Raw genomic sequence first — 14,235 nt, 5'->3', positions numbered from 1 at the left:
TGGAAATTGGTTTTTGGAACCGCTCAGGCGCTGGGCTTTCGATGGCTCTCAGTCCTTCGCGCCCTGGCGGTTCATATTTCCGAATCAGGCTCAGGCGGCTGACTTCAGCCAGGGGGCCTGCATGCTGTTCCAGCAGGGATTGTTCACGGTCATGTCCATGTCACGAGCGAAGATGGCGAAGCCGTCATAGCCGTGATAGGGGCCGGAGTAATCCCAGGAGTGCATCTGGCGGAAAGGCACGCCCATCTTCTGGAAGATGTACTTCTCCTTGATGCCGGAGCCGATCAGGTCGGGCTTGACCTTCTTGACGAATTCCTCGAACTCGTAGCCGGTGACGTCGTCGTAGAGCAGCGTCGCCTCGCCCATTTCCTTCATGGTGCGGTCGTAGTCGTCGTTGTGCGCGAACTCGTAGCCGGTGCCGACCACTTCCATGCCCAGGTCTTCGTAGGCGCCGACGACGTGACGCGGACGCAGTCCACCGACGTAGAGCATCACCTTCTTGCCTTCCAGGCGCGGACGGTACTTGGCGATGATGGCGTCGTACTCGGCCTTGTACTTCTCGATGACCTTCTCGGCGTTGGCCTGGATGGTCTCGTCGAAGAAGGCGGCGATCTTGCGCAGCGACTCGGCGATCTTGGTCGGGCCGAAGAAGTTGTATTCCATCCACGGAATCCCGTACTTCTCTTCCATGAAGCGGCTGATGTAGTTCATCGAGCGGTAGCAGTGGATGAGGTTGAGTTTGACCTTGGGGGTCAGCTCCATCTCAGACAGGGTGCCGTCGCCGGACCACTGGGCGACCACGCGCAGACCCATCTCTTCGAGCAGGATGCGCGAAGCCCAGGCGTCGCCGCCGATGTTGTAGTCGCCGATCACGGCCACGTCGTAGGGACCGGCCTCGAACGAGGTATCACCGTCGCGGTTGCCGATGACCCAGTCACGGACAGCGTCGTTGGCGATGTGATGGCCGAGCGACTGGGAGACGCCGCGGAAGCCTTCGCAACGCACCGGCACGATTGGCTTGTCGAGTTCCTTGCCCTTCTTCTTGGACACGGCTTCGATGTCGTCGCCGATCAGACCGATGGGGCACTCGGACTGGACGCTGATGCCCTTGACCAGCGGGAAGAGCGCGTTGATCTCGTCGATGAGCTTTTCGAGCTTCTTGTCGCCGCCGAAGACGATGTCCTTCTCCTGGAAGTCCGAGGTGAAGTTCATGGTGCCGAAGACGTTGACGCCGGTGTGACCGACGTAATAGTTGCGGCGTCCGGCGCGCGAGTAGGCGCCGCAGCCGACCGGACCGTGCGAGATGTGGACCATGTCCTTGATCGGACCCCAGACCACGCCCTTGGAACCGGCGTAGGCACAACCGCGAATGGTCATGACGCCCGGCTGGGACTTGCGGTTGGAGATGATGCACTTCTTGGACTGCTCGACCGAAGGATCGTTGACGGCCAAGTGCTTGGCGCGATCCTTCTTCGCCTTTTCCGGATAGGCTTCGAGCACTTCCTGGATGAGTGCCTGAGCCTCGTCGCGAGTCAATGTCGCCATTGTGGATTCTCCCGCCGTGCCGCCAATTCGCGGACTCCCGGCATGAAATTCAATCGTCAGGGTTCAGTGGTCGGCGGGTCGTGCTGACTGGACCGCCCACTGTTCGCGCGTCTCGCCTCAAGCGGCGGCGGCTTCCTCGGCGGCGGTCTTGCCGACGATGCTCTCGTCTTCGCCATCCATGAGGCCGAATTCCATCAGCAGGTCTTCGAGCGCATCCATCGAGATCGGCGTGGGCACCACGAACATCTTGTTGTCGATGATCTTCTGGGCCAGGGCACGGTACTCGTCGGCCTGCTTGGCCTTGGGGTCGTACTCGATGACCGTCATGCGGCGGATCTCGGCGCGCTGCACAACGTTGTCGCGCGGCACGAAGTGGATCATCTGGGTGCCGAGCTGACGGGCCAGCTCCATGATCAGCTCGTCCTCGCGGGCCGTGTTGCGGCTGTTGCAGATCAGACCGGCCAGACGCACGCCGCCGGAGCTGGCGTACTTGACGATGCCCTTGGCGATGTTGTTGGCGGCGAACATGGCCATCATCTCGCCGGAGCAGACGATGTAGATCTCCTGGGCCTTGTTCTCGCGGATCGGCATGGCGAAACCGCCGCAGACCACGTCGCCGAGCACGTCGTAGAAGACGAAGTCGAGATCGTCCTCATAGGCGCCCTCTTCTTCCAGGAAGTTGATGGCGGTGATGACGCCGCGACCGGCGCAACCGACACCCGGCTCGGGACCGCCGGACTCGACGCACTTGATGCCGGCGTAACCGACCTTGAGCACGTCCTCCAGCTCCAGATCCTCGACCGAACCGGCGTCGGCGGCCATCTGCATGATGGTCTCCTGGGCCTTGGAGTGCAGGATCAGACGGGTCGAGTCGGCCTTGGGGTCACAGCCGACGATCATGACCTTCTTACCGGCCTCGGCCAGGCCCGCCACCAGATTCTGGGTGGTGGTAGACTTGCCGATGCCGCCCTTGCCGTAGATCGCGCATTGACGCATTGCCATGGTGATTCTCCTGTTGGTTCGCTGTGGCTGAGATCGAATGATTGACTCACTCACCAGTGATAAATGCAGACAACGTGCCAACACTAAAAATCTATTTATCCATCTGATTCGATTGCGCTTTTTTGGCGCGATCTCCGTGGTGCGCGATGGTCGCATCCACGACAAAGCCTTAGGGGCTGTATGGAGAACGACAGACAAACCCGACACGGCGAGCCGCCGCCGCCCACGCTTCCGCCCAATGCCCGTCAGCCGATCAACCGCTGCAACCTGCCGGCGGTGATCCTCGGCAGTCTCAGCTTCCAGCGTCATCCGGTGGCGCTGGAGATCGACGGCATCCGCGATCTGCACGCCGGGCTGTTTCAGATGCTCGACGGCCTGCCGGACACGGCCGAGCGCGCCCAGCGCTTCATGGACTACATGACGGTGTGGTTCCTGCTCGAAGAGCCGGAGGAAGCTGGATCGATGCCGGGCCGTAAGAAACCGGCACGGATCAAGGCCAACTATCGGCGTCTGGTGCGCGGCTGGTCGTTCGATTCGGATGGACGCGAGGGCGCGGTGCTCAAGCGCTGGGTGGAGAGCCGCTTTGGGCTGCTGGCGCGCCATCATGCCGGCTCGCTGCTGGATCGCGGCGGGGAGTGTTATCAGCGGTATCTGTATGAAGGATCGCGCGGTCTCTATGCGACCAATGCGCTGGAGTCACAGCTCGATCTGCTCTATGCCTACTGCCAGTACGAACTGGCGCGCGCGCATCCTGAACAGAGCCATGTCCGGCTCTATCGCGGCATCAACCGCATCGACGAGCATGAGATCCTGGAACGCGCCGAGCGCTCCCGCTATCGGGTGCTGATGAACAACCTCAACAGTTTCACCCGCGAGCGCGAGCGCGCCGACGAGTTCGGCGACTACATCCTGGAAGTCGAGGTGCCCCTGGCCAAGGTGTTCTTCTACAACCAGCTCCTGCCGGGACTGCTCAGGGGCGAGGACGAATATGTGGTGATCGGCGGGGTGTACGAGGTGCGAATCAGTACGCTCTGAGCTTGAGAGCGATCCTCGACTCACAGAGTATGGGTCGGACGCTCGGAGGCGAGCGAGCCGGCCAGATAGTCTTCGATCTTGCGTCGGGTCGCCCCCTTGTCCTGATCGTTGAACTGCACGCCGACCCCGACGGCGCGGTTGCCCTCGGCCCCGGCGGGCGTGATCCAGACCACACGTCCGGCGACCGGGATGCGGTCGGGTTCCTCCATCAACTGGAGCAGCAGAAAGATCTCGTCGCCGAGCTGATAGCTCTTGTTGGTGGGGATGAAGAGTCCGCCATTCTTGATGAAGGGCATGTAGGAGGCGTAGAGGTTGCTCTTGTCCTTGATGGCGAAGCTCAGGATGCGTTGTTGACCACCGAGTCCGCCCATGGGATTGGGGGTGCCCATCCGCTCGATCCTCCAGTTCAGGTGCGTGCCGACCGGCCGATCCGCGACCAGTCGATGGCCAGGGATTCCAGCAGCAACTGTTGATTGAGATTGCTCTCGCCCAGGGCGCGTGCTTCCAGGATGCGCTTGAGGAAGCGATGCCCCGCCGCCGGGTCGAGCCGTTGCGCCAGCGCCGCCAGTTCGTCCCGTCGATCCGGATGATCGAGCCGGGGCGGTGTGACGCAGACGCTCAGCCGCAGCAGATCGCCCATGACGCCGACGAGCCAGTCGAGGATACGCCCGGCGCCGATCTCGTTCCAGCGTCCGGCGACCGTGACCGGATCGCCGCGTCCGCGCGCGATCTCCAGGAATCCGTTCAGACACTGGCCGCGCTGCTCCAGCCGGGTGTCGTCGGCGCTTTCGGCCAGGGCGCGCAGTGGGGCGCCATGGGCCAGACGCAGACGCAATGGCCAATCTTGACGTGGTTCGCGTGACGCCAACCAGCTCAGCGCCGCCGCCTCGTCTGGAATCGGCACCGGGATCAGAAGACAGCGACTGCGGATGGTCGCCGGCAGGCGTCCGATGCGCTCGCCGATCAGACAGAGGACGCTGTGTCCGGTCGGCTCTTCCAACGTCTTGAGCAGTGCATTGGCGGCGGCCTGATTGAGCCGGTCGGCCGGATCGATCAGGGCGACCTTGAAGGGGGCACGGCTCGGGGTCAGGGATTCGCGCTCGGCGAACTGTCGTACCGCATCGATGGGGATCTCGCCCGATTTACTCTCCGGGTCCGGGCCGACTTCGATCAGGTCGGGATGGCTGCCGGCGGCCAGCAGCCGGCAGTCGGCGCACTGACCACAGGCCAAGCCCTGTGCGTTCGGGGTCTGACACAGCAGCGACTGCGCCAGCGCATGCGCCAGGGCGCGTTTGCCCACTCCGCTCGGCCCTGAGATCAGTAGCCCATGCGCCAGCCGATCGGCCGCACGCGAGGCTTGCAGACGCGACCAGATCGACTCCGTCCAGGGCAAGGGAACCTCGAACGGTCGTGGCGACGGCGAGGCCGATTTCGACGGAGCGGATTCGGCGCGCGTCGGACTCATGAGCGCGACTCCAGTGAGTCGACGAAAGCGTTCAGTTCAGCCGCGACGGCAAGCGTCACCGCTTCGAGCGATGCCGTGGCGTCGATCACCCGATAGCGCTTCGGATTGCCCCTCGCCCGTTCGAGATAGACCGCCCGCGCCGCCTCGAAGAAGCGTTGAGTCTCGGACTCGAACCGATCGGCCTGGCCCGCGCGTGACTTGGCGCGCCCAAGTCCGAGTTCGGTCGGCAGATCGAAGACGAGCGTCAGATCCGGGCGCAGCTCGTCCTGTACCAGCGTTTCGAGCAGACCGATCCGCGCCGGATCGATCCCGCGCCCGCCGCCCTGATAGGCATAGGTGGCATCGGTGAAGCGGTCGCAGAGCACCCAGTGTCCGACCTTGAGCGCCGGTCGGATGCGGCGTTCCAGATGATCGGAACGCGCGGCGAACATCAGCAGCAGCTCGGTCGTCTCGCTCATGCCCTGGCTGTCCGGGTCGAGCAACAACGCGCGCAGACGCTCGGCCAGCGGCGAACCGCCCGGCTCGCGGGTGGTGAGCACCTCCAGACCACGCGCGCGCAACAGCTCGGCCAGGGGCGCGATCTGGGTCGATTTGCCCGCGCCCTCGATGCCTTCGAGCGTGATGAAGCGTCCGCGTTTGGCCATCAGTCGTTCCGGTTCAGGATATAGCGGCGCACAGCCTGATTGTGCTCGTCGAGCGTGCGCGAGAAGACATGGCTGCCATCGCCCTTGGCGACGAAATAGAGTTCCTCGCCCGCCTCCGGATTGAGCGCCGCGCGGATCGCTTCGCGCCCGACCAGGGCGATGGGCGTCGGCGGCAGACCATTGATGACATAGGTATTGTAGGGCGTGGCCTCGCGCAGATCGGCGCGGCGGATGTTGCCGTCGTAGCGCTCGCCCATGCCGTAGATGACGGTCGGATCGGTCTGGAGCCGCATCCCGCGCTGGAGACGGCGGGTGAAGACACCGGCGATCCGCGCGCGCTCACTGGCCAGACCGGTCTCCTTCTCGATGATCGAGGCCAGGATCAACGCCTCATAGGGCGTCGAGATCGGCAGGTTCGGCGCGCGCTTCTCCCATTCCTCGGCCAGAATTTGATCCATCCGAGCGAGCGAGCGCTTGAGGATGTCGAGCGCGCCGGTCCGGCGCGGGAAACGATAGGTATCCGGGAAGAACAGGCCCTCCGGATGCGCATCGGGACGCCCGAGTTGGGCCATGATCTCGGCATCGGACAGCTCAGAGAGCTTGGAGCCGCCGGCAAAGACCTCATGACCGTCGAGCGCCGCCAGCGCCTGCCGGAAGGTCCAGCCTTCGACCAGGGTGAGACTGTATTCGACCACCCGGCCCGAGGTGAGCAGTTCCAGGACGCGGGGCGGTGTCATGTCGCGCGTGAGGGCATATTCACCCGCCTTGAGCCGCCCCTGATCACCCTGGAGATAGGCCAGCGCGATGAAATAGGTCGGACGCTCGATCAGTCCCTGCTCGTGCAGACGCCTGGCCAGGGTGCGCAAGGACGTCCCGCGCGGCACGTCGAACAGGACACGCTCCTCCCCCAGCTGGATCGGCATCGACAGGAAGCAGCGATAGTCGCGCCACAGCGCCCCGGCCAGGAAACCGGCGACGAGGACGACGAGCATGAGCAGTGCAACGATACGTTTCGACATCAGGTCGATCACCCCGGCGTACAGGCGGCCTGATACAGCCGATCGAGCAGATTCCAAGGAAGTTGAGCCAAATCGAACCGGCGTCCGCCCAGCTCGCGCACGGGCCAGACGCCGACGATCGAATTGGTCAGAAAGAGTCCGCGCGCCTGATCGAGCGCGGCACGATCGAGGCGCGTGACCAGACAATCGATCCCCAGACGCGCCGCGAGTTCCAGTGTCAGACCGCGCACGGTGCCGGCGATGCCGCCGCGATCGACCGGCGGCGTCATCAGACAGCGACCATCCCAGAGAAAGACATTGGTCATGGTGCCGCTGACCAGTTCGCCGGTGGACTCGAACATGAGCCCCTCGGCGACGGACGGATCATTCCATTCGGCGCGCGCCAGGACCGAGTCCAGGCGGTTGAGATGCTTGATGCCGGCGAGCACCGGATTGATCGAGACGGGTGTCTGACAGTAGCGCACGGCCACGCCCTGACGCCAGTCACGCCCCTGCGCGGACGACAAGGGATAGGTCAGGAACAAACGCCGGGGCACGGCTGGCACAGGTGGCGCATAACCGCGTCCGCCCTCGCCGCGCGAGAGGATCAGCTTGAGGATGCCCTCACGCTGCCCCCAGGTCACTTCGGCGGCCTCGGCCGCGAGCAGCGCGGTGTCGGGCATGTCGATGCCGAGACGCTCCGCGCCCAGGATCAGCCGATCCATGTGGCGCTGCCACTGACAGGGATAGCCGGCGGCGAGACGGATGGTCTCGAACAGACCATCCCCGTAGTGCAGCGCCCGGTCGAGAATCGAAAGCCGATCACCGGGCCGGCCATCGATCAAGACCCGTGACGGAGCGCCGATTCCTGGCGTTGTGGCCATGCCGCGTCCTGCTCGACCGGTATCCCTGGTCCCGATCTCCAGATGGAGACCGGATCAGAGGCGCCGGAAGATCAGCGTCCCGTTGGTTCCGCCGAAGCCGAACGAGTTGGAGAGCGCCACGTCGATCGTCATCTGACGCGCGGTGTTGGGCACGCAATCCAGATCGCAGTCCGGGTCCGGGGTGTGATAGTTGATGGTCGGCGGCGCGACCTGATCACGGATGGCCAGGATGGTGAAGATGGCCTCGGCGCCACCGGCCGCGCCCAGCATGTGCCCGGTCATGGACTTGGTCGAGCTGACCGCGAGCTTGTAGGCGTGATCGCCGAAAGCGCGCTTGACGGCGCGTGTCTCAGCCACGTCGCCAGCCGGCGTCGAGGTGCCGTGCGCATTGATGTACTGGACCTGATCCGTATTCAGACCGGCGTCGTTCAGCGCGATGTGCATGCACTCGGCGGCGCCTGTGCCGTCCTCGGAGGGCGCGGTCATGTGATAGGCGTCGGAGTTCATGCCGACACCGACCAGTTCGGCATAGATGGTCGCGCCGCGCGCCTTGGCGTGCTCGTACTCTTCGAGCACCACGACACCGGCGCCGTCGCTGAGCACGAAGCCGTCACGGTCCTTGTCGAACGGACGGCTGGCGGCCTCGGGATCGTCGTTGCGGGTCGAGAGGGCGCGCGCGGCGGCAAAGCCACCGAGACCGACCGGCGAGGTCGCCATCTCGGCGCCGCCGGCCAGCATCACGTCGACATAGCCGTGACGGATCATGAGCGCCGCCTCGCCGATGTTGTGCGTGCCGGTCGCGCAGGCCGAGACGATGGAATAATTGGGGCCTTTGAGGCCGAACTTGATCGAGAGATTGCCGGCCACCATGTTGACGATGTTGGCGGGCACGAAGAAGGGCGAGATCCGACGCGGCCCCTTGTCGCGATAGACCTGGTAATTGTTCTCGATGCCGGTGATGCCGCCGATGCCGGAACCCACGGCCACACCGATACGCCGACAGTTGGACTCCGTGACCTCCAGTCCGGAATCGGCGAGGGCCTGAGAGCCGGCCGCCAAGCCGTAATGGATGAACTTATCCATCTTCTTGGCGTCTTTTTCCGAGACATAGGGACTCGGATCGAAGCCATAGATCGGACCGCCGAAGCGGGTACTGAACGGGGCGATATCGAAGTGGGTGATCGGTTTGATGCCGCTCTTTCCGGCGAGGATGTTGTCCCACGCGGACTTGACGTCCAGACCAACCGGCGCCACAAGGCCCAATCCGGTGACTACTACCCTTCTGCCTGCCATCACTTACCTCTATCGTCGTTCAGAACGCCACGTTCGACGAGCCCATGCCGCGCCCTGTTTTACAAGGCCGAAGCCTGGCGCCTGGCGTTAAATCTATCCGCTCGGCCCGATCTCAGGCCTGATGCGCGTTGATGTAGTCGATGGCCTGTTGGACCGTGGTGATCTTCTCGGCGTCTTCGTCCGGAATCTCGGTCTCGAACTCCTCTTCGAGGGCCATGACCAGTTCCACGGTGTCGAGCGAGTCCGCTCCCAGATCGTCGACGAAGGACGCCTCTGGGGTGACTTCTTCTTCCTTCACACCCAGCTGGTCCACCACGATTTTGCGAACTCGATCTTCAACGCTGCTCATAGGATTGATTCCTCTCGAATGACAAAAATTGGCCCCATTGGGCCACGGCGTATTCTAGTGATAAACCAGATGCGATGAAAGCTGAGATATCCATCGATCAGCCGCGCTCAACATCTTGTTTTGAAACGATTAACGGTCGAAGGCCGACAAACCTTCACGCCATGTGCATGCCGCCGTTGACATGCAGGGTCTCGCCGGTGATGTACGCGCCGCCCGGCGAGGCCAGGAAGACCACAGCGCTGGCGATCTCTTCCGGCTGACCGAGCCGCCCGAGCGGGATGGCGCCGAGCAGGGTCTGACGGTGCGCCTCGGGCAGTTCCTTGGTCATATCGGTGTCGATGAAGCCGGGCGCGACACAGTTGACCGTGATCCCGCGCGAGCCGACCTCGCGTGCCAGCGACTTGGTGAAGCCCATCATACCGGCCTTGGCGGCGGCATAGTTGGTCTGACCGGCGTTGCCCATCGACCCGACGACCGAGGCGATATTGATGATGCGACCCTTGCGCGCCTTGGTCATGGCGCGCAGACAGCCTTTGGAGAGCCGGTAGAGCGAGGTCAGGTTGGTGTCGATGACCGCGTCCCACTCGTCGTCCTTCATGCGCATCAGCAGGTTGTCGCGGGTGATGCCGGCGTTGTTGACCAGGATGCTCGGGGCGCCGAGACGCTCGGTGATCTGGGCCAGAGCCGCATCCACCGAGGCGGAATCGGAGACGTTCAGCACCAGCCCCATACCCTGATGACCAGCGCTGGTCAGTGCCTGTTCGATGGCCTGAGCGCCGGATTCGGTCGTCGCCGTGCCGACGACCGTTGCACCCTGTTCGGCCAGCGCCATGGCGATGGCCCGTCCGATTCCACGCGAAGCGCCAGTGACCAGCGCGATTTCACCCTTAAGCATTCGAGGTTGCCTCCAGTGCCGCCTCCAGCGTCTTCGGATCGAAGACCGGCAGCGTCGTCAGATTGTCAGCGATGCGTTTGTTCAGTCCGGTCAGTACCTTGCCCGGACCGCATTCGAGTGCGGTGGTCACGCCCTGCGCGGCCACCGAGGCGACGGTCTCGACCCAGCGCACCGGGCTATGGAGCTGCTCGACCAGTAGGCGGCGCAGCGACTCGACATCCTCGGCCGGAGCGACGTCGACATTGTGAATCACAGGCACGCTCGGCACGGCCAGCGCCACATCGGCCAGACGTTCGGCCAGGCGATCCGCCGCCGGGCGCATCAGGGCGCAGTGCGAGGGCACGCTCACCGGCAGCGGCAGCGCGCGCTTGGCCCCGGCGGCCTTGGCGGCGTCGATGGCACGCGCGACGGCAGCCGCCGAACCAGCGATCACGACCTGACCGGGCGAGTTGAAATTGACGGCGGACAGCACGTCGCCCTGGGCCTGCTCGGCACAAAGGACCACGACCTGCGCATCCTCCAGTCCGAGCACGGCGGCCATGGCGCCCTCGCCTGCCGGCACGGCCTCCTGCATGAAGCGCGCGCGATCGGCGGCGAGCCGGATGCCGTCGGCGAAGCCCAGCGCACCCGCCGCGACCAGTGCCGCGTACTCGCCGAGACTGTGCCCGGCCATCACGGTCGCCGGACGTCCGCCCGACTGCTGCCAGACGCGCCACACGGCGACACCGGCGGCGAGCATCGCCGGCTGGGTGTTCTCGGTGCGATCCAGATCCTCCTTCGGACCCTGACCGACCAGCGACCAGAGATCGCGCCCGAGCGCGTCCGAGGCCTCCTCGAAGGTCTGTTTGACGGTCGGATGGGACTCGGCGAGCGCGTCGAGCATGCCGACCGCTTGCGAACCCTGACCGGGAAAGAAGACAGCGAGTTGTTGCGTCATGGGGCTAGGCGATGTCGTTGTTTTGGAACCGCAAAGGCGCGAAGGACACGAAGAATAACTTGTGAACGGAGCGACACAAACAGTCTTTGCGATCTTTGCGCCTTGGCGGTTCGATCATTGGAAAATCGTGTTCGCTCAATACTGGACGAGCACCGAACCCCAGGTGAATCCGCCGCCGAAGGCCTCCATCAACAGCGTCTGGCCGCGCTGGATGCGCCCATCGCGCACCGCCTGATCGAAGGCCAGCGGGATCGAGGCCGAGGAGGTGTTGCCATGCTCGGCGACGGTCACGATCACGCGCTCCATCGGTAGATCGAGCTTGCGCGCCGTGGCCTGGATGATGCGGATGTTGGCCTGGTGCGGGATCAGCCAGTCGAGATCGGACTTGGCCAGACCATGGACCTCGAGTGTCCGTTCGGCGATGCGTCCGAGCGTGGTGACGGCGAAGCGGAAAACCTCATTACCCTTCATCTCCAGATAGGCCAGATCGGGTCGGCCATTGCCGTGACCGCCCGGAACCTGGAGCAGATCCTTGTAAGTGCCGTCGGCATGGATATGGGTGGAGAGAATTCCGGGTTCATCGGCCGCGCCCAGCACCACGGCGCCGGCGCCATCGCCGAAGAGCACGCAGGTGGTGCGGTCGCTCCAGTCGAGGAGGCGTGAGAGGGTCTCGGCGCCGACGACCAGGACATGCCGAGCCGCGCCGATGCGGATATATTTATCGGCCACGTCCATGGCGTAGACGAAGCCGGCGCAAACGGCCTGCAGATCGAAGGCCGGACAGCCGTGCGCACCGAGACGCTGCTGGAGCAGGCACGCGGTACTTGGGAAGAATTGATCGGGCGTGGTGGTCGCGACCAGGATCAGATCCAGGTCGATGGGCTGAAGGCCGGCGGCCTCCAGTGCCCGTTGTGCGGCGATCTCGGCCAGATCACAGCAGGTCTCACCCTCGGACACCAGATGGCGCTTTTCGATGCCGGTGCGTTCACGAATCCAGCTATCCGTGGTATCGACGATCGCTTCCAGCTCGGCGTTGGTCATGACCCGGCTGGGCAGATAGCCCCCGGTGCCGAGGATGCGGGAGAACTTCATCAGGCCGATTCCCTGTACTGCTCAGTGTCGAGATGGCGCCCGACTTGATCGCCGATGCGTTGTGGGATGTTGGCGTGGATCTCCTTCTCGGCGATATAGATCGCGTTCTCGAAGGCGACCTCGTCGGCCCCGCCGTGACTCTTGACCACGATGCCGCGCAGACCCAGCAGACTCGCTCCGTTGTAGCGGCGCGGGTCCATGTCGCGGCGGAATTTCTTGAGGATCGGCAGTGCGATCAGACCGGCCAGACGGGTCAGCAGGTTGCGCTTGAACTGCGCCGACAGCGACTGACCGATGAACTTGGCCACGCCCTCGCTGCTCTTGAGCGCGACATTGCCGACGAAGCCGTCGCTGACCACGACGTCGAGATCGTCGAGGTAGATGCCGTTGCCCTCGACATAGCCGACATAGTTGAGATTACTGCGTGCCAGCCATTCGTGGGCCTGCTTGACCTGCTCGTTGCCCTTGATCTCTTCCTGCCCGATGTTGAGCAGCGCAACCTTTGGACGTTCGATGCCATCGACGGCCGAGACCAGCTCACTGCCCATGACGGCGAACTGAAACAGATGCTCGGCAGTGCAATCGACGTTGGCGCCGAGATCGAGCATGTGGGTGTGCCCGTGCAGCGATGGCACGGCGGTGCAGATGGCCGGCCGGTCGATGTGCGGCAGGGTCTTGAGCACGAAACGCGCCGTGGCCATGAGGGCGCCGGTGTTGCCGGCGCTGACACAGGCCTGGGCCTCGCCGTCCTTGACCAGATCGATGGCCACCCGCATCGAGGAATCTTTCTTGCCGCGCAGCGCCTTGGAGGGCGACTCGTCCATCCCGACTTCCTGAGTCGCATGACGAATGCGCAGCCGCTCGCGCGGAGCATCGCCGAGATGGGAGGCGAGGCGTGTCTCGTCGCCGACCAGGATCAGATCGACATGCGGATTGTCGGCCAGATAGCGCAGGGCCGCCGGAACCACGACCTGGGGGCCGTGATCCCCGCCCATGGCGTCCAGGGCGATCGAGCAACGAGGTTTTGCGGCGCCGGATTTGGCGCGCTCGCTCTTGGATTGCACGACGCTGAAGCGGCCCGGCGCCGACATCACTCGGCCCGATCCAGAACCTTGCGGCCGCGATAGAAACCGTCGGCCGTGATGTGATGACGGCGATGGGTCTCGCCGCTGGTCGGATCGACCGACAGGGTCGGCTTGGTCAGGGCATCGTGCGAACGACGCATGCCGCGCTTGGAAGGAGTCTTGCGATTCTGTTGGACGGCCATTGGTAGTCTCCAGTGTGGGAGGTGCGCGGAACCCGGCCGCCTCCCGGTCGTGTGTCAAAAATCTATTGTTGCTTCAGACGCTCGAGGACGGCGAATGGATTGGGCGCTCGCTCCGGCTCCTCGACGGACGGGCGATCCGGCTCGGACGCCGCGCTCCCATCGCCGCTCGCCGGCTCGGGCGCCTGACACTCGCCGACCGGATGCCGTGGAAACGGCGGGATTGCGAGCAGGAGTTCGTCCTCGATGAGTTCGAACGGATCGAGACTGTCGTCCGCCACCACCAGCGTCTCATAGTCGCCTTCGGACGCCTTGGCGTTCGGTTCGACCCTTGCCAGACGCAGCGCCAGGGGCGCGTCCAGGTCGAGCCACAGGTCGCTCAGACAGCGCTGACAGAGCAGGCGCAACTGCACCCGCGCCCAGCCTTCGAGGACTAGACCTCGCTGTGCGTCGCGTCCGAAGTCGAGTCGGTAGCTGACCTGCGCCGGCGTCTCGTCCTCGTCGACGCTCCCGACCTCCAACAGTCTGGGAAAGCGCGTCAAGGGCAACTCACCCGCGAACGACAAGCCGCTCTTGGCGGCGCGCCAGGGGTCGATATGATCAGGCAGGACGGTCGACATAAGCGCGCAAGCCTAACCGATGGCCAAGATCGCCGTCAATCACATGAACTCTGGAAATCCTGAAGCAACGCACAAAAAATTCCCCCGTCGCCCCAGCGGACCGAAGTCGACGGAGGCAGCGAGGGTATGCGAGTGGATGAACGCGCTCTGTCCCGAACTCGGTCCGACCGGACGCCGGCCCTGTCATGGCGCGCGATTTCGTGTGTCAGCCC

16 protein-coding genes are annotated in these 14,235 nt (G+C 64.3%); 1 reads left to right on the top strand and 15 read right to left on the bottom strand.

Translation table 11 applies throughout. The features are described from left to right. Window positions 1-90: 90 nt before the first annotated feature. Complete coding sequence (gene nifD, locus HW932_RS07510; protein ID WP_176975873.1) at window positions 91-1,545, bottom strand: nitrogenase molybdenum-iron protein alpha chain; 1,455 nt, start codon at window positions 1,543-1,545, stop codon at window positions 91-93. A 117-nt stretch (window positions 1,546-1,662) separates the two neighbouring features. Continuing rightward, window positions 1,663-2,547, bottom strand: coding sequence for a nitrogenase iron protein (gene nifH, locus HW932_RS07505; RefSeq protein WP_176975872.1), 885 nt, complete (start codon window positions 2,545-2,547; stop codon window positions 1,663-1,665). Between the two features lie 180 nt (window positions 2,548-2,727). Here nifH and HW932_RS07500 point away from each other — a divergent pair, with 180 nt between their 5' ends. After that, complete coding sequence (locus tag HW932_RS07500) at window positions 2,728-3,582, top strand: NAD(+)--dinitrogen-reductase ADP-D-ribosyltransferase (RefSeq protein ID WP_176975871.1); 855 nt, start codon at window positions 2,728-2,730, stop codon at window positions 3,580-3,582. 20 nt (window positions 3,583-3,602) lie between these two features. Here the strand turns inward: HW932_RS07500 and HW932_RS07495 are convergent, their stop codons facing one another. The 13 genes from HW932_RS07495 to HW932_RS07435 form a co-directional block, all read right to left on the bottom strand. Beyond that, complete coding sequence (locus tag HW932_RS07495; RefSeq protein ID WP_222932270.1) at window positions 3,603-3,971, bottom strand: PilZ domain-containing protein; 369 nt, start codon at window positions 3,969-3,971, stop codon at window positions 3,603-3,605. A gap of 17 nt (window positions 3,972-3,988) precedes the next feature. Beyond that, the gene (holB, locus tag HW932_RS07490; RefSeq protein ID WP_176975870.1) at window positions 3,989-5,047 is read right to left on the bottom strand and encodes a DNA polymerase III subunit delta'; all 1,059 of its coding nucleotides are present in this window, start codon (window positions 5,045-5,047) and stop codon (window positions 3,989-3,991) included. Continuing rightward, window positions 5,044-5,691 carry a dTMP kinase gene (tmk, locus tag HW932_RS07485; protein ID WP_176975869.1) on the bottom strand — a complete coding sequence of 216 codons (648 nt, stop codon included), beginning with the start codon at window positions 5,689-5,691 and terminating at the stop codon, window positions 5,044-5,046. The genes holB and tmk overlap by 4 nt, the downstream gene beginning before the upstream one ends. Continuing rightward, window positions 5,691-6,710 carry an endolytic transglycosylase MltG gene (gene mltG, locus HW932_RS07480; protein ID WP_176975868.1) on the bottom strand — a complete coding sequence of 340 codons (1,020 nt, stop codon included), beginning with the start codon at window positions 6,708-6,710 and terminating at the stop codon, window positions 5,691-5,693. Before mltG ends, tmk begins: the two co-directional genes overlap by 1 nt. Before the next feature lie 8 nt (window positions 6,711-6,718). Then, window positions 6,719-7,573, bottom strand: coding sequence for an aminodeoxychorismate lyase (pabC, locus tag HW932_RS07475; RefSeq protein ID WP_176975867.1), 855 nt, complete (start codon window positions 7,571-7,573; stop codon window positions 6,719-6,721). Window positions 7,574-7,627: 54 nt separating this feature from the next. Further along, window positions 7,628-8,866 (bottom strand): beta-ketoacyl-ACP synthase II, encoded by a 1,239-nt coding sequence (gene fabF / locus HW932_RS07470; RefSeq protein ID WP_176975866.1) that lies wholly within the window; start codon window positions 8,864-8,866, stop codon window positions 7,628-7,630. 112 nt (window positions 8,867-8,978) lie between these two features. Continuing rightward, the gene (acpP, locus tag HW932_RS07465) at window positions 8,979-9,215 is read right to left on the bottom strand and encodes an acyl carrier protein (RefSeq protein WP_176975865.1); all 237 of its coding nucleotides are present in this window, start codon (window positions 9,213-9,215) and stop codon (window positions 8,979-8,981) included. 154 nt (window positions 9,216-9,369) lie between these two features. Continuing rightward, window positions 9,370-10,110 carry a 3-oxoacyl-ACP reductase FabG gene (gene fabG / locus HW932_RS07460; RefSeq protein WP_176975864.1) on the bottom strand — a complete coding sequence of 247 codons (741 nt, stop codon included), beginning with the start codon at window positions 10,108-10,110 and terminating at the stop codon, window positions 9,370-9,372. Further along, complete coding sequence (gene fabD, locus HW932_RS07455; RefSeq protein WP_176975863.1) at window positions 10,103-11,047, bottom strand: ACP S-malonyltransferase; 945 nt, start codon at window positions 11,045-11,047, stop codon at window positions 10,103-10,105. Before fabD ends, fabG begins: the two co-directional genes overlap by 8 nt. Before the next feature lie 135 nt (window positions 11,048-11,182). After that, window positions 11,183-12,139: a beta-ketoacyl-ACP synthase III gene (locus HW932_RS07450; RefSeq protein WP_176975862.1), complete on the bottom strand. Its 957-nt coding sequence runs from the start codon at window positions 12,137-12,139 to the stop codon at window positions 11,183-11,185. Next, on the bottom strand, window positions 12,139-13,230 hold the full coding sequence (gene plsX, locus HW932_RS07445) for a phosphate acyltransferase PlsX (RefSeq protein ID WP_176975861.1): 1,092 nt from the start codon (window positions 13,228-13,230) through the stop codon (window positions 12,139-12,141). Before plsX ends, HW932_RS07450 begins: the two co-directional genes overlap by 1 nt. Further along, window positions 13,230-13,406 (bottom strand): 50S ribosomal protein L32, encoded by a 177-nt coding sequence (rpmF, locus tag HW932_RS07440; protein ID WP_155450439.1) that lies wholly within the window; start codon window positions 13,404-13,406, stop codon window positions 13,230-13,232. Before rpmF ends, plsX begins: the two co-directional genes overlap by 1 nt. 62 nt (window positions 13,407-13,468) lie before the next feature. After that, complete coding sequence (locus HW932_RS07435) at window positions 13,469-14,023, bottom strand: YceD family protein (protein WP_176975860.1); 555 nt, start codon at window positions 14,021-14,023, stop codon at window positions 13,469-13,471. Window positions 14,024-14,235 lie beyond the last annotated feature (212 nt).

Origin of the sequence: Allochromatium humboldtianum (assembly GCF_013385175.1) — a bacterium.
In the GTDB taxonomy this organism is placed as follows: domain Bacteria; phylum Pseudomonadota; class Gammaproteobacteria; order Chromatiales; family Chromatiaceae; genus Thermochromatium; species Thermochromatium humboldtianum.
This window is presented reverse-complemented; position numbering and strand designations above follow the sequence as displayed.

Excerpts from the sequence above, each read along its gene's own strand:
- fabG (WP_176975864.1), bottom strand. The coding sequence starts at position 10,110 with ATGCTTAAGGGTGAAATCGCGCTGGTCACTGGCGCTTCGCGTGGAATC.
- nifD (WP_176975873.1), bottom strand. The coding sequence starts at position 1,545 with ATGGCGACATTGACTCGCGACGAGGCTCAGGCACTCATCCAGGAAGTG.
- acpP (WP_176975865.1), bottom strand. The coding sequence starts at position 9,215 with ATGAGCAGCGTTGAAGATCGAGTTCGCAAAATCGTGGTGGACCAGCTG.
- nifH (WP_176975872.1), bottom strand. The coding sequence starts at position 2,547 with ATGGCAATGCGTCAATGCGCGATCTACGGCAAGGGCGGCATCGGCAAG.
- plsX (WP_176975861.1), bottom strand. The coding sequence starts at position 13,230 with ATGTCGGCGCCGGGCCGCTTCAGCGTCGTGCAATCCAAGAGCGAGCGC.
- HW932_RS07435 (WP_176975860.1), bottom strand. The coding sequence starts at position 14,023 with ATGTCGACCGTCCTGCCTGATCATATCGACCCCTGGCGCGCCGCCAAG.
- rpmF (WP_155450439.1), bottom strand. The coding sequence starts at position 13,406 with ATGGCCGTCCAACAGAATCGCAAGACTCCTTCCAAGCGCGGCATGCGT.
- HW932_RS07450 (WP_176975862.1), bottom strand. The coding sequence starts at position 12,139 with ATGAAGTTCTCCCGCATCCTCGGCACCGGGGGCTATCTGCCCAGCCGG.
- HW932_RS07495 (WP_222932270.1), bottom strand. The coding sequence starts at position 3,971 with ATGGGCACCCCCAATCCCATGGGCGGACTCGGTGGTCAACAACGCATC.
- fabD (WP_176975863.1), bottom strand. The coding sequence starts at position 11,047 with ATGACGCAACAACTCGCTGTCTTCTTTCCCGGTCAGGGTTCGCAAGCG.
- tmk (WP_176975869.1), bottom strand. The coding sequence starts at position 5,691 with ATGGCCAAACGCGGACGCTTCATCACGCTCGAAGGCATCGAGGGCGCG.
- mltG (WP_176975868.1), bottom strand. The coding sequence starts at position 6,710 with ATGTCGAAACGTATCGTTGCACTGCTCATGCTCGTCGTCCTCGTCGCC.
- HW932_RS07500 (WP_176975871.1), top strand. The coding sequence starts at position 2,728 with ATGGAGAACGACAGACAAACCCGACACGGCGAGCCGCCGCCGCCCACG.
- fabF (WP_176975866.1), bottom strand. The coding sequence starts at position 8,866 with ATGGCAGGCAGAAGGGTAGTAGTCACCGGATTGGGCCTTGTGGCGCCG.
- pabC (WP_176975867.1), bottom strand. The coding sequence starts at position 7,573 with ATGGCCACAACGCCAGGAATCGGCGCTCCGTCACGGGTCTTGATCGAT.
- holB (WP_176975870.1), bottom strand. The coding sequence starts at position 5,047 with ATGAGTCCGACGCGCGCCGAATCCGCTCCGTCGAAATCGGCCTCGCCG.